General features: G+C 71.2%; 14 protein-coding genes and 1 other RNA gene. 5 read left to right on the forward strand and 10 right to left on the reverse strand.

Annotated elements, in window-relative coordinates; translation table 11 throughout:
- Window positions 1–71 precede the first annotated feature (71 nt).
- From AC3AOF_RS25295 to rnpB, 6 genes are all read right to left on the reverse strand, one after another.
- Window positions 72–1,532 carry a UDP-N-acetylmuramoylalanyl-D-glutamyl-2,6-diaminopimelate--D-alanyl-D-alanine ligase gene (locus AC3AOF_RS25295; protein ID WP_488346826.1) on the reverse strand — a complete coding sequence of 487 codons (1,461 nt, stop codon included), beginning with the start codon at window positions 1,530–1,532 and terminating at the stop codon, window positions 72–74.
- Entirely contained in the window at window positions 1,529–2,986 is a 1,458-nt protein-coding gene (locus AC3AOF_RS25300) for a UDP-N-acetylmuramoyl-L-alanyl-D-glutamate--2,6-diaminopimelate ligase (protein WP_488346827.1), read from the reverse strand. The genes AC3AOF_RS25295 and AC3AOF_RS25300 overlap by 4 nt, the downstream gene beginning before the upstream one ends.
- The gene (locus AC3AOF_RS25305; RefSeq protein WP_488349051.1) at window positions 2,983–4,773 is read right to left on the reverse strand and encodes a peptidoglycan D,D-transpeptidase FtsI family protein; all 1,791 of its coding nucleotides are present in this window, start codon (window positions 4,771–4,773) and stop codon (window positions 2,983–2,985) included. Before AC3AOF_RS25305 ends, AC3AOF_RS25300 begins: the two co-directional genes overlap by 4 nt.
- A gap of 83 nt (window positions 4,774–4,856) precedes the next feature.
- A complete protein-coding gene (ftsL, locus tag AC3AOF_RS25310; RefSeq protein WP_236988270.1) occupies window positions 4,857–5,306 on the reverse strand; it encodes a cell division protein FtsL in 450 nt (149 codons plus the stop codon).
- A complete protein-coding gene (gene rsmH, locus AC3AOF_RS25315) occupies window positions 5,303–6,358 on the reverse strand; it encodes a 16S rRNA (cytosine(1402)-N(4))-methyltransferase RsmH (RefSeq protein ID WP_488346828.1) in 1,056 nt (351 codons plus the stop codon). Before rsmH ends, ftsL begins: the two co-directional genes overlap by 4 nt.
- Window positions 6,359–6,784: 426 nt before the next feature.
- Window positions 6,785–7,218: RNase P RNA component class A (gene rnpB / locus AC3AOF_RS25320), an RNA gene on the reverse strand.
- A 146-nt stretch (window positions 7,219–7,364) separates the two neighbouring features.
- On the opposite strand from rnpB, the gene AC3AOF_RS25325 reads away from it, so the two are divergent.
- Window positions 7,365–7,535, forward strand: coding sequence for a hypothetical protein (locus AC3AOF_RS25325; RefSeq protein ID WP_165083051.1), 171 nt, complete (start codon window positions 7,365–7,367; stop codon window positions 7,533–7,535).
- 44 nt (window positions 7,536–7,579) lie between these two features.
- On the opposite strand, the gene AC3AOF_RS25330 is transcribed toward AC3AOF_RS25325, so the two are convergent.
- Entirely contained in the window at window positions 7,580–8,020 is a 441-nt protein-coding gene (locus AC3AOF_RS25330; protein WP_488346829.1) for a VOC family protein, read from the reverse strand.
- Between the two features lie 274 nt (window positions 8,021–8,294).
- On the opposite strand from AC3AOF_RS25330, the gene pepN reads away from it, so the two are divergent.
- Together pepN and AC3AOF_RS25340 are read left to right on the forward strand one after the other, a co-directional pair.
- Complete coding sequence (gene pepN, locus AC3AOF_RS25335) at window positions 8,295–10,952, forward strand: aminopeptidase N (RefSeq protein WP_488346830.1); 2,658 nt, start codon at window positions 8,295–8,297, stop codon at window positions 10,950–10,952.
- 199 nt (window positions 10,953–11,151) lie between these two features.
- Window positions 11,152–13,503, forward strand: a complete 2,352-nt coding sequence (locus AC3AOF_RS25340) for a PAS domain-containing sensor histidine kinase (protein WP_488346831.1) — start codon at window positions 11,152–11,154, stop codon at window positions 13,501–13,503.
- A 402-nt stretch (window positions 13,504–13,905) separates the two neighbouring features.
- Here AC3AOF_RS25340 and gcvA read toward each other — a convergent pair whose 3' ends face one another.
- Window positions 13,906–14,784 carry a transcriptional regulator GcvA gene (gene gcvA, locus AC3AOF_RS25345; RefSeq protein ID WP_488346832.1) on the reverse strand — a complete coding sequence of 293 codons (879 nt, stop codon included), beginning with the start codon at window positions 14,782–14,784 and terminating at the stop codon, window positions 13,906–13,908.
- 134 nt (window positions 14,785–14,918) lie between these two features.
- Between gcvA and AC3AOF_RS25350 the strand changes: the two genes are divergently transcribed.
- Both AC3AOF_RS25350 and AC3AOF_RS25355 read left to right on the forward strand, forming a co-directional pair.
- Window positions 14,919–15,746: an EamA family transporter gene (locus AC3AOF_RS25350; RefSeq protein ID WP_488346833.1), complete on the forward strand. Its 828-nt coding sequence runs from the start codon at window positions 14,919–14,921 to the stop codon at window positions 15,744–15,746.
- A gap of 20 nt (window positions 15,747–15,766) precedes the next feature.
- Window positions 15,767–16,192 carry a GFA family protein gene (locus AC3AOF_RS25355; protein WP_236988263.1) on the forward strand — a complete coding sequence of 142 codons (426 nt, stop codon included), beginning with the start codon at window positions 15,767–15,769 and terminating at the stop codon, window positions 16,190–16,192.
- Here AC3AOF_RS25355 and AC3AOF_RS25360 read toward each other — a convergent pair.
- On the reverse strand, window positions 16,173–16,700 hold the full coding sequence (locus AC3AOF_RS25360) for a DUF1203 domain-containing protein (protein WP_488346834.1): 528 nt from the start codon (window positions 16,698–16,700) through the stop codon (window positions 16,173–16,175). The genes AC3AOF_RS25355 and AC3AOF_RS25360 overlap by 20 nt on opposite strands.
- Before the next feature lie 98 nt (window positions 16,701–16,798).
- The gene (locus AC3AOF_RS25365) at window positions 16,799–18,388 is read right to left on the reverse strand and encodes a methyl-accepting chemotaxis protein (RefSeq protein ID WP_488349052.1); all 1,590 of its coding nucleotides are present in this window, start codon (window positions 18,386–18,388) and stop codon (window positions 16,799–16,801) included.
- Window positions 18,389–18,560: the final 172 nt, after the last annotated feature.

Genomic DNA, 18,560 nt, shown 5'->3' on the forward strand with positions numbered 1-18,560 from the left:
CCGATCGTGGGCGCGCGGCAGCCCCGGGCAAAAGGCCCGCGCCGCCGCGTCAGAAGTCCTTGGAGGGTCGCTCAGCCGGATCGGCCGACGGCGAGATCCTGGTCCGCGGCCCCGCCGTAGCGGGCTTTGAGCGCCTCGACAATCCGGCCCATGCGGGTGCTGTTCGATCCCTTGACCATCACGGCGTCGCCGGGGCGCAGGGCCTCGAGCACCGGGTCGACGAGCTCGGCCGACGTCGCGCGGGCGCCGGCGCGGCGCGCGGCGGGCAGCGCCTCGAACAGTTCCTGCATCAGCGGGCCGGCGGTGAAGACGAGGTCGATGCCGTGCTCCGCGACGGCCTGCGCCAGTTCGCGGTGCAGGCGGGGGGCCTCCGCCCCCAGTTCCATCATGTCGCCGAGGACCGCGATGCGCCGGCCCGCGGTCTCGACGCCTGCGAGCGTGCTCAGAGCGGCCCGCACGGAAGCCGGATTGGCGTTGTAGCTCTCGTCGACGAGGAGCGCCTCGCCGTCGCCGACCCGGAGGACGTGGCGGGCGCCGCGCCCGGCCGGCGGGCGCAGCTGCGCCAGCGACAGGGAAGCGAGCGCGAGGTCGGCGCCGAGCGCCTGCACGGCGGCGATGACGGCGAGCGAGTTCAGCGCCGTGTGCCGGCCCGGGGTGCCGAGCTGGTAGGTGACGGGCAGCCCCATCGCCCGCACGTCGACGATCGACAGGTCGGGGCGCATCACGATGCGCTCGGCCCGCACGTCGGCCTCGCGGTGCTCGCCGAAGCTCACCACCCGGCCGGCGCGGGAGGCGAGCGCATGGGCCTTCAGCCGCTCGAAATTCGGGTTGTCGCGGTTGACGATCGCGACGCCGCCGGGCTCCAGGCCGGAGAAGATCTCGCCCTTGGCGTCGGCGATGCCCGACAGCGAGCGGAAATGCTCGATATGGACCGGCTCGACCGTGGTGACGATCGCGATCTCGGGCCGCACCAGCCGGGTCAGGGGGGCGATCTCGCCGGCATGGTTCATGCCGACCTCGAACACCCCGAACTCGCTCGAAGCCGGCATCCGGCTCAGGGTCAGGGGCACGCCCCAATGGTTGTTGTAGGAGGCGACCGAGGCGTGGGTGGTGCCTTGCGCGGCGAGAACGTGGCGCAACGCCTCCTTGGTGCCGGTCTTGCCGACCGAGCCGGTGACCGCGAGGATCCGGGCGCCGGTGCGGGCGCGCGACGCGACGGCGAGCCCGCGCATGGCGGCGAGCACGCCGTCCTCGCCGTTCGCCGGCACGGCGATCAGCGGGCCGGCATCAGCGAGATCGCCGGCTCGCTCCTCGGCCACCACCGCGGCGCCGGCGCCGCGGGCGAGCGCGTCGCGCACGAAGTCGTGGCCGTCGCGGGCCTCGCCGCGGATGGCGAAGAACAGATCCCCGACCTTCAGGGTGCGGGTGTCGATCGAGATCCCGGACAGCGCACGCGGCGCGGCCTCGATCGCGACCACCCGGCCGCCCATGGCGGCGGCGGCGTCGTCCAGGGTCCAGAGGGGCTCGGTCATGCGCGGGTCTCCTCGATCGCGCTCAGGACCGCGTCGCGGTCGGAAAAGGGCAGCGTGCGGTCGCCGATGATCTGGCCCGTTTCATGACCTTTGCCGGCGACCAGCAGCACGTCGCCGGCTTCGAGGTCCCGGACCGCCGTCCGGATCGCCTCGGCCCGGTCGCCGATCTCCTCGGCACCGGGGGCCGCCGCCAGGATCGCCGCGCGGATCGTCGCGGGGTCCTCGCTGCGGGGATTGTCGTCGGTGACGATGACCCGGTCGGCCTTCTCGGACGCGATCCGGCCCATCAGCGGGCGCTTCCCCCGGTCGCGGTCGCCGCCGCAGCCGACGATGCAGACGAGGCGCCCGGTGGTGAAGGCGCGCAAGGCATCGAGGACGTTGGCGAGCGCGTCGGGCTTGTGGGCGTAATCGACGATGCAGAGCGCATCGCGCACCGTGCCGACCCGCTCCAGCCGCCCCGGCACCCCGGCGAGATGGGAGAGCGCCGCGATCACCTCCGCCTCGCGCCCGGCACCGGCCGGGGTCGCGAGCACCAGGCCGGCGGCCACCAGCGCGTTCTCGATCTGGAACGTCCCGACGAGGGGAAGGTCGACGGTGTGGGTCTCAGGGCCGATCGCGATCTCGAGGCGCTGGGCGAAGCCCTCCTGGCGGGCGGAGACGAGGCGGATCCCCTCCCCGGCCCGGCCGGTGGTGACGAGCTTGACCCCGCGATCCCGCACGGCGGCGATCACCGCCCCGCTCTGCGGCCCGTCGGCATTGACCACCGCCGTGCCGTCCTTCGGCAGAAGCGTCGTGAACAGCCGGAGCTTGGCCTGGAGATAGGCCTCCGGCGTGCCGTGATAGTCGAGGTGGTCGTGGCCGAGATTGGTGAAGCCGGCCGCCGTCAGGCTTACCCCGTCGAGGCGGCTCTGCTCGATCCCGTGCGAGGAGGCCTCCATGGCGAGTTCCGTCACGCCGTCATGGGCGAGCCGGTCGAGGGTCTGGTGCAGGGTGATCGGGTCGGGGGTTGTGAGCGAGCCGTAGGCGCCGCCGCTCGTGGTGATCACGCCGAGCGTCCCGAGGCTCGCCGCCTCCCGGCCGAGACGGCCGAAGATCTGGCGCACGAAATCGGCGACCGAGCTCTTGCCGGCAGTGCCGGTGACCGCCACCACCGTCCCGGGCTGGCCCGGATGCAGCCGGGCGGCGGCCTGCGACAGGGCCCGGCGCGCATCCGGTACCGCGAGATAGGCGACCGAGTCGGGCAGGTCGGCCGGGCGCTCTCCTTCCGCCACCATCGCCACCGCGCCGGCCGCAGCGGCCTTGGCGGCGAAGAGCCGGCCGTCGGCGGCATTGCCGGGCACCGCCAGGAAGACGAAGCCGGGCTCGACCTTGCGGCTGTCGGCGGTGAGGCCGGTGAGGGCAAGGCCGGCATCCGCACCGGCCTCCGCGAACAGATCGCCGAGGGTGGGGCTCATTTTCCGTCCAGCATGTTGACGTGGTAGGCGCCGAGCTTGACCATCAGCGGGAACGGCTTCACCGGCGGCTCGAATTGCGGCGGCAGGCCGAGGATCGGCGCGACCCGGGCGATCACCCGGCCGGTGACGACGCCCGAATTGTAGGCGGCGGTGGCGTAGGTGCCGGATTCCGCCGCCACCGGCTGCGGCTCGTCCATGATGGTGACGAACAGGTATTTCGGCTTGTCCATCGGCGCCACCGCCATGAAGGTGGTGAAGAGCCGGTTCTTGACGTAGCGGCCGCGGATCACCTTCTCGGCGGTGCCGGTCTTGCCGCCGACGTAGTAGTATGGAATCGCCGCCTTCTTGGCCGAGCCCTCGGTGGCGTTGAGGCGCATGATGTAGCGCATCGCCTCGCTGGTCTGGGCCGAGAGCACCTGCGTCGCCTTCTCGCGCGCCTCGGATTCGGTCCGCTTCAGGAAGGTCGGCGTCATCAGGAAGCCGCCATTGGCGATCGCCGCCACGGCGGCGGAGGCCTGGAGCGGCGCCACCGCGAGGCCGTGGCCGAACGCGATGGTGATGGTGTTGATCTCGGTCCAGCGCGGCGGGATGATCGGCTCGGCGCTCTCCGGCAATTCGGTCCGCATCCGGTCGAGCAGGCCCATCTTCTTCAGGAAGGCCTTGTGGCCGGGCACACCGATGCCGAGCGCCATCTTGGCCGAGCCGATGTTGGACGAGTGCGTGAACACCTCCGGCATCGTGATGACCCGGTTGGTGCCGTGGTACTCGTGGATCTTCTGCCGGCCCCAATGCAGCACGCCGCCGCGGGTGTCGAAGGTCGAGTTGACGTTGAACTTGCCCGAATCGAGCGCCATCGCCAGCGTCATGGCCTTGAAGGTCGAGCCCATCTCGTAGACGCCGACATTCATCCGGTTGATCCGATCGGGATCGAGCGCGTCCTTCGGCTCGTTCGGATCGAAATCCGGCAGCGAGGCGAGCGCGATCACCTCGCCGGTGGTCACGTCGAGGATCGCGCCGGCCGCCGCCTTGGCGCGGTAATGCTCCATGCCCCAGGCCAGCTCGTCGCGCACCGCATGCTGGGCCCGCAGGTCGATCGAGAGCTGGACCGGCGCCATGTCGGCCGATTTCTCGACGAAGCCGAGGCTGTTGAGGTCGCGCAGGCCCTGCCGGTCGATGTATTTCTCGATGCCGGCGATGCCGATATTGTCGAGGTTGGTCACGCCCAGGATGTGGGCCGCCGCGGTGCCGTTCGGGTAGACCCGCTTGTGGTCGGACAGGAACCCGATGCCCGGGATGCCGAGGCGGTGCACCTCGGCCTGCTGGCGCGGGGTGATCTCGCGCTTGACCCAGACGAAGCCCTTCTTCGACGACAGCTTTTCACGCAGGTCGCGGGCGTTGATGTCCGGCAGGACGGCGGTGAGGAGTTCCACCGCCTCGTCCTTGTCGTAGATGTTCTTCGGCTCGGCGAAGACCGAGACGGTGCGGATGTCCGTGGCCAGGATCTCGCCGTTGCGGTCGATGATGTCGGGCCGCACCTGCGTGGTGCCGCCGGCCTCGGCCCGGCGAGCCTGGGCGGTGCCCGGATCGTCCGGCAGGAGCGCGAAGCTGACGAGGCGGCCGATCAGCGCGAGGAACACCGTGCCGAAGACGAGGCCGACGAGGCCGACGCGGGCGGCGCTGCGCTCGACCGAGAGGCGGAACATCGCCAGCACGCCGCCGCGAAGCATCTCCGCCAGGCTGCGCCGGGGCAGTGCAGGCTCGTCGGCGACGGGCTCTCGCGCATCCATGGGCGCCGGATCGACCTCGGGGCCGTGCTGATCGTGCGCCTGCGGGTCGTGAGCCTGGAAGTCCTGATCCTGGGTCACGGCGCCTACCTCTTGGCCGTCGGGGTGACGGTGCGGGTGGGAGTGGACGTGGAGCCGGTGGTGCGCGGCTCCTCGCTGCGGGCAGCGGTGGTGGAGGGCGCGCGCTCCTTGGTCGCGGGCGTCGCCGTGGCGCCCAGCCCGAGCGCCTCGAGCTTGCGGGCGATCTCGTCGCCGCGATCGGCCTTGGCCGGCAGGTCGGCGAGCCGGCCGAGATGGGCGGTGCCGATCGGCTCGAGGTCGAGGTACTTGTCGACCGCACCCTGGAGCCGATCGGGCCGGGTGAGCAATTGCCACTCGGCGCGCAGGACCGCGATCGCGTCGCGCTCCTTGCGCAGGCGGGTCTTCAGCTTGGCGACCTGCTCGGCCTGGTAGAGCGTGTCGTACTTGATCGAGTAGGCGTAGATGGCCGAGGCGATCAGCCCGGCGATCGCCGCGAGGTGCAGGAGGCGGATCACCGGCGCCCTCCCCGCGTCTGGGTCTCGGGCAGGGAGGCCAGGGTTTCGAGCACGGTCAGCGGCGGCGGCGCGGGCGCGTCGGTGCGCTCGCCGGCCCGGAGCTTGGCCGAGCGCGACCGGGGATTGGCCCGGCACTCGGCCTCGCCGGCGGCGACAGGGCCCTTGGTGGCGAGGGTGAAGCTGCGCGGTGTCGGCTGCGCGGCCATCGGCAGGTGGCGCGAGGCCGCGACCGCCCGGCCGCTGCGGGCCGAGAAGAACTGCTTCACGATGCGGTCCTCCAGCGAGTGGAAGGTGACCACCGCCAGGCGCCCGCCCGGCCTCAAGGTGTGCTCGGCGGCGTGCAGGGCCCGCTGCAGCTCGCCGAGCTCGTCGTTGACCGCGATGCGCAGGGCCTGGAAGGTCCGGGTCGCCGGATGGATGCCGCTGCCGGGCTCGGCCCGCACGACGCCGGCGACGATGTCGGCGAGCGCCGCGGTGGTCTCGATGCGGCCGCGCCGGCGCGCCTCGATCAGCGCGCGGGCGACGGCGCGGGCCCGGCGCTCCTCGCCGTAATGATAGATCACGTCGGCGAGCGCCGCCTCGGAGGCCTCGTTGACGAGGTCGGCCGCGCTCTCGCCCGCCCGTTCCATCCGCATGTCGAGAGGACCGTCGAACCGGAACGAGAAGCCGCGCTCGGCCTGGTCGAGCTGCATCGACGAGACGCCGATATCGAGCACGACGCCGTCCGCTTGCGTGAAGCCGTGGTCGCGCGCGATCGCGTCGAGGTCGCCGAAGCGGCCCTGGACCAGGGTCAGGCGCCCTCCTTCCGCCTCGACCAGGGCCTGGCCGGCGGCGATGGCGGTTGGATCGCGGTCGATGGCGAGCACGCGGGTCCGCGGATCGGCCGCCAGGATCGCCCTCGTGTAGCCGCCGGCCCCGAAGGTGCCGTCGATCACGGAGACCGGGCCGGAGGACAGGCTGAGCGCCGTCAGGACCTCGGCGAGCAGGACCGGGATGTGGGGGGCGGCCTCGGTCACGACCGGCACTCCGACTCGACCGAGCGAAAAGCCCATCCCGCGCGCCGGGCGCGCCCTGAGGCGTGACGATCCATGGTGTTCCGCTGTCCGCACGAGCCGGGCCGAAGCCGGCCGGGATCGGCGCCAGGGCGCCGCTTTGCCCACGCGAGACATCGACGCGCGACCATCGCGCCCGCTCTCGCGGGGTGAGGCCGCCGATGCTGGAATCGCCGTGGACGGGGTGGCTCGGGGTATCATGGGCCTCTGGGGTCGTCAACGCGAGGGCACACGCGGCGGGCAGCACCCGCCCCGATGGCATCAGAGACCAGCAAGGTTAACGAAGGCTTGTGATGGCTGCGCGCCGCGCCGGAAAGTCGAGGCGGGCAGAGCTGTTCGCCCGCGGGCCCCGGCTTGACCTCGGCGATGCCTCGCCCCGGCTGAATTTCAGCTGGGGCGGCCCTGGACCGGGCTTCTTATCAATTGGGTATCAGCCGGCCTGTAAGCCGGGTTCTGTATGGCCCGGTGGATCCGCGAGGATCCCCCGGACGTGGCGGCCATTCCTCTGGGACGGCCGTTGCCGGCCGCCTCGAGCAACCAACCCGGGCGACGGGCCTGAAGAAGGCCGTGCGCGATGTCTCGCGCGTGCCGCCCCTATTCGGTTTTGCTCCCGGTGGGGTTTGCCGTGCCGTCCGCGTTGCCGCGTCCGCGGTGCGCTCTTACCGCACCCTTTCACCCTGGCCGCGGAGGGTTCGCGAGAACCCGCGCGGTGGTCTGCTCTCTGTGGCACTGTCCCTGGGGTCGCCCCCGCCGGACGTTATCCGGCACCGTCTCTTCATGGAGCCCGGACTTTCCTCCCCGGATCCCGCTTGGGCAGGCGAACCTGCCGACGGGACCGGAGCGGCCGCCCGGCCGGCTGACGGCGCCGATGTGCGATGCGCGAGCGCCCGCGTCAAGGCTGTGGTGGTCCGCGAGGCGCGCGGGCCGGGTTGCCGCGCCGTCGATACTCCCTACCTGCCGGTCTCAAGGCCGCCCCGACGCGGCCGCGAGACCGGAGGCAACCCTGATGAGCGAGAACATCGAGGCGGGCTGGACGCTCGAGACCGTGCAGCAGCTCAAGGCCATGGCGCAGGAGGGCGTCTCGCCCTCCGTGATGAGCCTGAAGCTCAAGCGCCCGGTCACGGCGATCCACGCCAAGCTGGCCGAACTCGGCATTACGCCCGCTGCCGGGGCGTAGACGCCGCCAGAAGGGCGGGCCGCGTCGGGCCCGCCCTTCTGTGACTACCAGCTGCCGGTATTCTGCATCGAGGCCCAGGGCTCCTGCGGCGGCTTGGCTCCGCCCTTCTGGAGGATCTCGATCGAGATGCCGTCGGGCGAGCGCACGAAGGCCATGTAGCCGTCCCGCGGCGGGCGGTTGATGGTCACGCCGGCATCCTGGAGCTTCTGGCAGGTCGCGTAGATGTCGTCGACCTGATAGGCCAGGTGGCCGAAGTTGCGCCCGCCGGTATACTCCTCCGGATCCCAGTTGTAGGTCAGTTCGAGCAGCGGCGACTTGCTCTCCTTGGCCCGCGCGGCGTCGCCCGGGGCGGCGAGGAAGACCAGGGTGAAGCGGCCCTTCTCGCTCTCGGTGCGGCGCACCTCCTGGAGGCCGAACTTGTTGCAGTAGAAGTCGAGCGCACGCTCCAGATCGGCGACGCGGACCATCGTGTGCAGGTATTCCATGGCGCTTCTCGCTCCTTCCATGTCGGGGCGCCCGTCCCGGGCGCCGGGTCCGGCGTCGTAGCTAGGGCGGCCGTCCTCCGGTGGGAGGGTCGGGAGGAAAGGCCGAGATCCCTCGCGTCGATGGTCCCCGCGTTCGTCCCTTGGCCGCCTCTTGGCCGTCCCTTGGCCGTCTCTTGCCGATCCCGCGTTGCGCTGCGGCCGGCACCGGTGCAAAGGCTCTCGATCCTAGCGCCGCTCTTGCGCCGCGCCCCGCGCGACCGCCGAGGACCCCGCCATGCCGTCGATCACGCGCCTCGCCGATTACCGCCCGAGCGACTACCTGATCGACCGCGTCGACCTCGACCTGCGCCTGCATCCGACCGAGACCCGGATCACCGCGACGCTCGCCCTGCGGCCGAACCCGGCTGGCGAGCCCGGGGCGCCGCTCGTCCTCGACGGCGACGAACTCACCCTGCTCGCCATCGCGCTCGACGGGCAGCCGACCGGCCCCGGCGCGATCGACGTGACGCCCCGCTCGCTGACCCTGCACCAGCCGCCGCAGCGCCCCTTCGTGCTCGAGATCGCCACGCAGGTGAACCCGAGCGCCAACACCAAGCTGATGGGTCTCTACCGCTCGAACGGCGTCTATTGCACCCAGTGCGAGGCGGACGGCTTCCGACGCATCACCTACTTCCTCGACCGGCCGGACGTGATGGCGGTCTACACCACCCGGATCGAGGCCGAGCGGGCCGACGCGCCGGTTCTGCTCGGCAACGGCAACCCGGTCGAGCAGGGCGCGGTCGGCCTGACCCGGCACTACGCAATCTGGCACGACCCCCACCCGAAGCCCGCCTACCTGTTCGCCGTGGTCGGCGGCCGGCTCGGCCGGGTGGCGTCGCGCTTCACCACCATGGAGGGACGCGAGGTCGAGATCGCCGTCCATGTCGAGCCCGGCAAGGAAGGTCGCGCCGATTTCGCCCTCGACGCCGTCGCCCGCTCGATGCTTTGGGACGAGCGCACCTTCGGACGCGCCTACGACCTCGACATCTTCAACGTCGTCGCGGTCTCCGATTTCAACATGGGGGCGATGGAGAACAAGGGCCTCAACATCTTCAACGACAAGTACGTTCTGGCCAGTCAAGACACCGCCACCGATGCGGACTACGCCAACATCGAGGCGATCATCGCCCACGAATATTTCCATAACTGGTCCGGCAACCGGGTGACCTGCCGCGACTGGTTCCAGCTCTGCCTCAAGGAGGGCCTGACGGTTTTTCGCGATCAGGAATTCTCCTCCGACGAGCGCTCGCGCCCGGTCCACCGCATCGCCGAGGTACGCACGCTCCGCGCCCGCCAGTTCCCGGAGGATGCAGGTCCCTTGGCCCATCCGGTGCGACCGCAGGCCTATCGCGAGATCAACAACTTCTACACCGCGACGGTCTACGAGAAGGGCGCCGAGATCGTCCGGATGCTGCGCACCCTGCTCGGCCCCGAGACCTTCCGGCGCGGCATGGACCGGTATTTTTCCACCTGCGACGGCACGGCCGCCACGGTGGAGGATTTCCTCGCCGCCTTCGCCATCGAGAGCGGGCGCGACCTCACCGCCTTCGCCCGCTGGTACGAGCAGGCCGGCACGCCGACCGTCGCGGTATCGGGCAGCTACGACCCGTCCGCCCGGACCTACACCCTCGCCTTCCGCCAGAGCCTGCCGGTGATCGCCACAGAGGCCGCTGCCGCGGCCGCGCCGCAACCCCTGGTGATCCCGGTGGCGCTCGGCCTCGTCGTCCCCGAGGGTGGGGCGGTCGCAGCGGCGAGCGAGCGGGTGCGGGACGGCGTGTTCGTGCTCGAGACGGCGGAGGACAGCCTCGTCTTCACCGGAATCGCCAAGGCGCCGGTACCGTCGCTGTTTCGCGGCTTCTCGGCGCCGGTGAAGGTCGAGCACGCGCTCACCCGGAACGAGCGCCTGACCCTGCTCGCCCACGATTCCGACGCCTTCAACCGCTGGCAGTCGGCCCAGACCCTCGCCATGGAGGTGCTGGTCTCCCGCGCGAAGGCCGGTGCGCCGCTCGAGCCCGAGGCCGGGCCGGAGGCCGGGGGCCTCACCGCGGCACTCGCGACCTTCCTCGACGGCGAGGCGCTGTCCGATCCCGCCTTCGCCGCCCTGGTCCTGACCCTGCCGGGCGAGCAGGAGGTGGCGCAGACCTTCCAATCCGAGGTCGATCCCGATGCGATCTGGCGCGCGCGCCAGAGCCTGCGGGTGCAGTTCGGCCGCGACCTCGGGCCCCGGCTGCTCGCCTTGCGCGACGCGCTGGCCGAGCCGCCGGGTGCGCCGTTCAGCCCCGACGCCGCCAGCGCCGGGCGCCGGGCCTTGCGCAACGCCGCCCTCGACCTCGTGACCGCGGCCGATCCGGAGGCCGGCACCGCCCTGGCGCTGGCCCAGCTCGAGACGGCTTCGACCATGACCGACCGGCTTGCGGCGCTTGCCGCTTTGAGCCTGGTGCCGGGCGAGGCCCGGGAGGCGGCCCTCGCCCGCTTCGGTGAATCCTACCGCCACGAGCCCCTGGTGCTCGACAAGTGGTTCGCCCTCCAGGCGATGATCCCGGAGGACGGGACGCTGGAGCGGGTCCGCGGGTTGATGCGCCACCCGGCCTTCTCGCTCGGCAACCCGAACCGGGTCCGCTCGCTGATCGCCAGCTTCAGCCTCAACAATCCGACTCAGTTCCACCGCCCGGACGGGGCGGGTTACGACCTGACCGCGGAGGTCGTCCTGGCCCTCGACGGAAAAAATCCTCAAGTCGCGGCGCGGCTGCTAACTGCCTTCAATACTTGGCGTATGGTCGAGGGCGGGCGCCGCCTGCGGGCCGAATCCGCCCTGCGGCGGGTGGCCGAGGCGCCGGGCCTCTCCCCCGACGTCAGCGACATCGCCGGTCGATCGCTCGCACCCGTGAAATAATGCATAAGCCGTTGTGGCCGCAGGTAGAATCGCGTCATATCCAGCACCCGCGGGCGATCCGATCACTGGTTAACACTTCATTTCCAAGGCGCGAGGCGCTGGACAAAATGCTTGTGGAAATGCCAGATTGACGCTCGATTCGGGGGCCTGCCGGGAACCTCCGCGGCATCTGTCTTTTTGTTCCGTTGGGGGTTTGGGTATGCTGGAGGCGGATCCCGCCCCCTTCGCGGCGCGTGCCGCGACGATCCTGGGGATCAGCCGGGTTTCGAAATCCGCGCACCAGCGCCTCGCCCACGCGGAATCCTGGCTCCGCTTCGCCGTCCCGGCGATGCTGGCGGCCTTCCTGCTCTGCCTCGGCACCGTCACCGCCCTGCAACTCTCCGGCCACCGCGAGGAGGTGGTGAGCGACGCGCGGCGCGACATCGACCTGGTGGCCCGCCTGATGGCCGGGACGTTGCCGGCCTCGCTCGCCCGTTCCGCCGGCGCGGTCCCGTCCGAGGTGATGGCGCCGGCCGCCTTGCGCGAGCGGCTGGTGCGCCTGCTGCCGCCCGGCGGCCTGCCGGCCGGCCGCTCCGTGCTGCTGATCGGCGCCGACGACGCGATCCTGGCCACCCTGCCCGAGCAGCCCGCCCTGCCGCGCAATTTCGGCGAGTTCGTCGGCGAGGTGCAGGTGCTCGGCATCATGGGCGAGCGTGCCGGCGTGCTCAACGTCGTGCTCGGCAACGGCGAGCGGGCGCTGGCGACGGTACGTTCGGTACCGGGCGGGGGCGGGATCGCCCAGGTCGCGGTGGTGCAGACCCTCGATTCGGTCACCGCCCTCTGGGCCGGGCGGGCCCGCATCGCCGCGGTGCTGGTCGGCGCCGTGACGCTGGTGGTGGTCTGCACCGGCCTCGCCTACGCGCTCCAGGCCGACCGGGCGCGGGCCGTCGACCGGGTCTGCGAGCAGGTGCGCCAGCGCCTCGACACGGCGCTCGGCCGCGGCCGCTGCGGCCTGTGGGACTGGGACATCCCGCGCGGCCGGATCTACTGGTCGGATTCGATGTACCAGCTCCTCGGCTACGTGCGGGAGCAGGAATTCCTCTCCTTCGGCGACGTGAACGCCCTGGTCCATCCGGACGACACCGACCTCTATGGCCTCGCCCGCCAATTGGCGGCCCGCGACACCACCGTCGACCACGAGTTCCGCATCCGTGCCGCCGGGGGCGAATGGGTCTGGCTCAAGGCCCGGGCCGAGATCGTGCAGGATCTCGAGGACAACGGCCGGCACCTGGTCGGCATCGTGATCGACATCTCGGAACAGCGGCGGCTGGCCGAATCGACCGCCACCGCCGACATGCGCCTGCGCGACGCCGTCGAGGCGGTGTCCGAGGCTTTCGTGCTGTGGGATGCGCAGAACCGCCTGGTCCTGTGCAACTCGAAGTTCCGGCGCCTGCACGCGCTCACCGCCGACGAGGCGCAGCCGGGCCGGCGCTACGATGCCATCATGGGGCGCGCCGCCCTGCCGACCGTGCGGCGCGAGATCCCCGCCGGCGAGTTCCCGGAAGCGGGAGCCCGCACCTTCGAGGCCGAGCTCGCCGACGGGCGCTGGCTGCAGATCAGCGAGCGCCGCACCAAGGACGGCGGCTACGTCTCGGTCGGCACCGACATCACGGCCCTGAAACGGCACCAGGAGCGGCTCGTGGAATCGGAACGCCAGCTCATCGCCACCATCGCGGATCTCAAGCGGTCCCGCCGGACCCTCGAACTCCAGACCCAGCAGCTCGCCGACCTCGCCGAGCGCTACCTCGACCAGAAGGCCCAGGCCGAGAGCGCCAACCGCTCCAAATCCGAGTTCCTGGCCAATATGAGCCACGAGCTGCGCACCCCGCTGAACGCCATCCTGGGCTTCGCCGAGGTGATGGAGAGCGAGGTGTTCGGGTCGCTCGGCTCCGAGAAGTACCGCGAATATTGCCGCGACATCCGCTCCAGCGGCCACTACCTGCTGTCGGTCATCGACGACATCCTCGACATGTCGCGGATCGACGCCCGCCGGGTGAAGCTCGCCAAGCAGCCGGTCGCCGTGAGCGAGGCGCTGGAGCGCGCCCTCAAGCTGATCGCCGAGCCGGCCCGAATGAAGGCGCTCACCGTCAGCGTCGAGATGAGCGCCGACACCCTGGTGATGGCCGACGAGCGCGCCCTGCACCAGATCCTGGTCAACCTGCTCCAGAACGCCGTGAAGTTCACGCCCGAGGCCGGCCGGGTGGCGGTGCGCACCCGGCGCGCCATCGATTCGGTGCACATCTTCGTCGAGGATAGCGGCATCGGCATCCCGAAGGCGGCTTTGCCGAAGCTCGGCTATCCCTTCGAGCAGGTCGAGACCAACTTCGCCCGCAGCTACAAGGGCTCGGGCCTCGGGCTGGCCATCGCCCGCTCGCTCGCCGAGCTCCATGGCGGGGGCCTGCGCATCCGCTCCGAGGAAGGCACCGGCACGATCGTCCTGGTGCGCCTGCCCCGGCCCGGCCGCAACGAGGCGGCCGAGGCGCAGGAGGCGGCGGCGGAACTCCAGGCGTGAGGGCCGGCCGTGTGAGACTGAGCGACCCTGTCCGCTGAAAGCCGAAGACGGCACGGCGCATCCTGTCCCCTCGCCTCAAAGCTTGTTTGATACGGCTTCCTGAAGATTCCTTCCGGAAGCCGTATCACCAGCCCGCGCGGCGCCTGAGCGAAGCCGCTTTCCGCATCGCGAAGCGATCAATCGGAAAGCGTACGAGCTTCTCGACAGTCTTCTGGCATTCACCGCGTCATTCCGGGGCCGCGAAAGCGGAGCCCGGAATCCAGAAACGCAGGGGTGAAAGGATGAAGCGGAACGCGATCCGCCTTTTCCCGAGCAGTCAGCGGTTCTGGCTTCCGGGCTCCGCTACGCGGCCGCGGAATGACGCGGTGGGGCTGCAATCTGCAACGACCAATCGACAAGCCCTCACCCCGCCGTCGCCAGCCACTCGCAGAAGGCCCGCACCACGGGATCGTCCCGGCGGCCCTCCGGTACGTACGTGTAGTAGCTGCGCGCCGGAAGCCGGGGCCCTGCGAAGGGCAGCACCAGCCGGCCCGCCGCCACGTCGTCGGCGATGAGCCGCGTCGGGCCCATCGCCACCCCCAACCCGTCGAGCGCCGCCTGCAAGGTCAGGTAGAAGTGCTCCAGCGTGATCGAGGCCTGCGGCTCCAGGTCGGGCACGCCCGCTGCAGCGAGCCATTGCGGCCAGACCCCGGGCAGCGTCGCCGCGTGCAGGAGCGTGTGCCCCGTCAGCTGTGACGGCTCGTCGAGCGGCAGGCGCGCCAGCAGGGCCGGGCTGCAGACCGGGATGCGCTCCTCGGTGAGGAACTCTTGGCCGACATGGCCCGGCCGTGAATCGGGGCCGCCCCGGATCGCGACGTCGTAGGGCCCGGCCAGCTCGGCGAGCGGCACGGTGGAGGTCGTCAGCCGGACCTCGATGGCCGGGTGGGTGCGCTGGAAGGCGTGCAGCCGCGGGATCAGCCAGCGCAAGGTGAATGTCGCGAGCGTGTTCACGTGGAGCACCCGCGCCTGGCCGCGCTCCAGTTGCCGCGCGGTCGCGAGCGCCACGCGGTCGAGGGCCGCGCCGATCTCGGCGAGGTAGCCCCGTCCGGCCTCCGTCAGCACCACCCGCCTGTTGTGGCGCTCGAACAGCTTCACGCCGAGCCAGGCTTCGAGCGCCTGCACGTGCCGGCTGACCGCGCCGTGGGTGACGCGCAACTCCTCCGCCGCCAGGGTGAAGCTCGCGTGGCGGCCTGCCGCCTCGAAGGCCTTCAGGGCGTTGAGCGGCGGCAGGCGGCGGTGCACGTGTCAGTTTTCCTCACGCGAGCGCCACCATAAGGCGTTTGTCGGCGTGCGGCGAGAGGGGCATCCTCGCCCCCCATGAAGACCGAGAATGACGTCCCGCCCGGGTGGTCGACGCTACCCCGGGTCCTCCCCGCATGACCCCGATCGTCCTTGCCGGCGTCGTCTGCGCGGCGATTCTCCATGCCGGCTGGAACGCGGTCCTGCGCGGCGGCAGCGACCGGCTCTGGTCGATGACCCTGATGATGATCGCGGTCGCTTGCGCCTCGGCGGTTGCGGTGGTTCTCCTGCCCTGGCCGGAACCGGCGAGCTGGCCCTACCTCGTCACCTCGGCGGCGATCCATGCCGGCTACAATCTGTCCCTGGTGCGGACCTACCGCTCCGGCGATCTCGGGCAGACCTACCCGATCTCGCGCGGCTCCTCGCCCGTCCTCGTCGCGCTCGGAGCGGCGTTGTTCGCGCAGGAAACGCTCGGGCCCGTTGCGATCCTGGGCATCGCGCTGGTCTCCGGCGGCATCCTGTCGCTTGCCCTCCAGGGCGGGCGGCTGCGGGCGGACTTCCTCCCCGCCGCCTTCGTCACCGGCCTGCTCATCGGGGCCTACACCGTCGTCGACGGGATCGGGGTGCGCCTGTCGGGCAACAGCCCGTCCTACGCGGCCTGCATGTTCCTGCTCTGGAGCCTGACCATGCCGCCCCTCTATCTCGCATTGCGCAGGACCAAGCCGTCCTACACGCCTGGGCAGACGGCGATGGCGCTCGGCGGCGGCCTCGTCTCGATCCTCGCCTACGGCATCGTCATCTGGGCGATGCAGTTCGACGCGATGGGCACGGTCTCGGCCTTGCGCGAGACCAGCGTGGTCTATGCCGCGCTCATCGGACGGGTCTTCCTCGGCGAGAGCTTGAGCCCGCGCCGGGTCGCCTCGTGCCTCGCCGTCGCCGCCGGCGCGGCGTGCCTGGCTTGGTGACGAACCTCAGGAGACGGACCATGGGAAGCAGGATCACCCGGGTCGGCCAGTGCCATTGCGGCGCGGTGCGCTTCGAGGCATCGCTCGGCGACGGATTCGACTCGATCCGCCGCTGCACCTGCTCGTATTGCCGCATGCGCGGCGCCGTCGTCGCCATGGCGGAGGTGGGCGGGATCAGGGTCCTCCAGGGCGAGGCGATGCTGACGCGCTACCGCTTCCACACGAAAGCCGCGCAGCACTTCTTCTGCTCCCGCTGCGGCATCTACACCCACCACCAGCGGCGATCGGACACCAGCCTCTACGCCGTGAACGTCGCCTGCCTCGACGGGGTCAGCCCGTTCGATTTCCCCGAGGTGCCGGTGACCGACGGGATCGCGCATCCCGGCGACACCGGCAGGCCGGCACGCCTCGCCGGCACCCTCCGGTTCATTCCGGCGGATCGCTGACGGCGGCGCCTCGACAAACCTCGTCCGCGACCGGCCTGCGCTCGACCCGCACCAGCAGGCATCCCGGCCGCGCCGTGTGGATGTTCACGAAGGCCGTGCGGGGATCGTCGAGCGCGCGGGCGAGGGGCACGTCGACTTCCGCACCGGCGCAGACATGGCCGAGATCGTAGAGGCATTGGTGCTGGCCGTCATAGGCACGAACCGAGACGAGCGGATTCGCCCGCACGATCGGCGCGACCTCGTCGACCGCTGTGGCGCGCGGACACGCCGCCTCGTGCAGGAAGATCGGGCTCGGCGTCCAGTAGACGCCGACCGGCTTTTGCAGGTCGTAGGATCCGAGCAGCATGGCCTCGCCCGGTTCGGCGAGGCGCAGGCAGTGTCGGCACGGGAAGGCGCCGCCGGGCGTCGCGACGATCCGCCGGAGCGGGTTGCCGCGATCGTCCGTGCCGGTCGCCCGGAAGCGGGCGGCCGTCTCGGTATCGATCGCGATACAGTGGAAAGCGGTCATTCGGTCACCTCCGGCATGAGCCCTACGGCGTCCGGAGGCGGCGGTTCATCCCGCTTCTTGCGCTCGAATCGCGGGCACTCCCGGGACCTCGCGAGGCGTCAGGCCGCCCGCACCGTGGCGAGGAAACGTGCCACTTCCGCCCCGAGATGCTCGGACTGGCGCGACAGCTCGGTGGCGGAGGCGAGGACCTGGGTCGCGGCGGCGCCCGTCTCCTCGGCGGCGCCGGCGACGCCCGCGATGTTGCCGGTGACCTCGCCGGTGCCGGTCGCGGCCTGGGAGACGTTGCGGACGATCTCCTGGGTGGCGACGCCCTGCTGCTCGACCGCGGCGGCGATCGCCACCGTGACGGAGTCGATCTCGCGGATCCGCGCGGTGATGGCGCCGATCGCCGAGACGGTCTCGCCGGTGGCGCTCTGCACAGCAGTGATCTGGTGGCCGATCTCCTCCGTCGCCTTCGCGGTCTGGGCCGCGAGTTCCTTCACCTCGGCGGCGACCACCGCAAAGCCCCTCCCCGCGCTCCCTGCACGCGCCGCCTCGATCGTGGCGTTGAGCGCGAGCAGGTTGGTCTGGGCGGCGATCGACGAGATCAGGCCGGCGACGTCGCCGATCCGGCCGACGGTCTGGCTCAGGGCGCGCACCTGGGCGCCGGTCCGGTCGGCTTCCGCCACCGCCTGGCGGGCGAGGCCCGCCGAGCCGTCGACCTGGCGGCCGATTTCCTGCACCGAGGCGCCGAGCTCCTCGGCCGCCGCCGCGACGGTACCGACGTTGGAGGCCGCCTCCTCGGCGGCGGCCGCGACCGCGGCGGACTGGCTCGCCGTCTCGGTCGCCGTCCCGGTCATCTGCCCGGCGGTCGCCTGCAATTCGGTGGCCGAGGTCGAGACCATGCCGACGATGCCGCCGACCGCCCGCTCGAACCCGTCGGCGAGGTCGATCATGGCGCGCCGGCGCGCCTCGGCCGCCGCCGCGTCGGCGATCCGCTTGATCTCGGCCTGCTCGGCGGCCTTCTGGGCCACCATCGCCTTGATGCCCTCGACCGCGCGGCCGATGGCGCCGACCTCGTCGCCCCGGCGCGCTTCCGGAATCTCGGCCTCGATCTCGCCATGCGCCATGCGCTCGAGCACGCGCACCAGCCGGCCGATCGGGCGGGTGACGCCGAACACGGCCACCAGGGCCACCGCCACGAGGCCCAGGCCGAGGCCGAGGGCGCTGATCGCCATCAGCCGGGCGCGGGTGGCGTTGGTCTGGTCGGTCAGCTCGTCCGAGGTCTTGGCGACGTAGTCCTGGATGTCGGTGGCGAGCTTCCTCGTCTCCTGGATCTGGCTGGGCAGGACGGGATCGACGCTGCGCCGGAACAGGGCGAGCGCCTCGGCATTGCGGCGCGTCATGCCTAGGTCGAGGACCTGCCTGAGCCTGGCGGTGAGGTCGTCGAAGTCATGGGCGATCTTGTCGACGCGGCCCGCGAAGGTCGGCGCCCGCTCCCGCAGGGCCGCGAAGGTCGGCTTGACCATCGCGACGGCTTCGTCGAACTCGGCGCTGGCGCGGCGCATCTGCGCCTCGTCCGTCTCGGCGATGATGCGGAACGTCGCGGAGGTCAGGGAAAAGAGGGTCCGGTTGAGTTGGCTGGCGCTGGCCGGCGCCCGCGCCTCGCGCACGATGTACAGGCTGTAGGCGTCGTCGATCGCCGTCATACGCCCCTGCGCGTACCACACGCAGCCGCCCACCAGGGCGGCGATCAGCAGGACGGCAGCGGTGAGCTTGTGAAGAATCTTGAATTTGGCGAGCACGGGCCCGGTCCTCGGTCGATATCCGTTGGACCGCAGCAAACGGCAAATGGCTTAATCCTGCGTAAATCACCAGGAT

Source organism: Methylobacterium sp. 142-1Y (assembly GCF_057747795.1).

Excerpts from the sequence above, each read along its gene's own strand:
- AC3AOF_RS25360 (WP_488346834.1), bottom strand. The coding sequence starts at position 16,700 with ATGACCGCTTTCCACTGTATCGCGATCGATACCGAGACGGCCGCCCGC.
- pepN (WP_488346830.1), top strand. The coding sequence starts at position 8,295 with ATGCCGTCGATCACGCGCCTCGCCGATTACCGCCCGAGCGACTACCTG.
- rsmH (WP_488346828.1), bottom strand. The coding sequence starts at position 6,358 with ATGGGCTTTTCGCTCGGTCGAGTCGGAGTGCCGGTCGTGACCGAGGCC.
- AC3AOF_RS25350 (WP_488346833.1), top strand. The coding sequence starts at position 14,919 with ATGACCCCGATCGTCCTTGCCGGCGTCGTCTGCGCGGCGATTCTCCAT.
- AC3AOF_RS25355 (WP_236988263.1), top strand. The coding sequence starts at position 15,767 with ATGGGAAGCAGGATCACCCGGGTCGGCCAGTGCCATTGCGGCGCGGTG.
- AC3AOF_RS25295 (WP_488346826.1), bottom strand. The coding sequence starts at position 1,532 with ATGACCGAGCCCCTCTGGACCCTGGACGACGCCGCCGCCGCCATGGGC.
- AC3AOF_RS25365 (WP_488349052.1), bottom strand. The coding sequence starts at position 18,388 with ATGACGGCGATCGACGACGCCTACAGCCTGTACATCGTGCGCGAGGCG.
- AC3AOF_RS25340 (WP_488346831.1), top strand. The coding sequence starts at position 11,152 with ATGCTGGAGGCGGATCCCGCCCCCTTCGCGGCGCGTGCCGCGACGATC.
- AC3AOF_RS25325 (WP_165083051.1), top strand. The coding sequence starts at position 7,365 with ATGAGCGAGAACATCGAGGCGGGCTGGACGCTCGAGACCGTGCAGCAG.
- AC3AOF_RS25305 (WP_488349051.1), bottom strand. The coding sequence starts at position 4,773 with ATGGATGCGCGAGAGCCCGTCGCCGACGAGCCTGCACTGCCCCGGCGC.
- AC3AOF_RS25330 (WP_488346829.1), bottom strand. The coding sequence starts at position 8,020 with ATGGAATACCTGCACACGATGGTCCGCGTCGCCGATCTGGAGCGTGCG.
- AC3AOF_RS25300 (WP_488346827.1), bottom strand. The coding sequence starts at position 2,986 with ATGAGCCCCACCCTCGGCGATCTGTTCGCGGAGGCCGGTGCGGATGCC.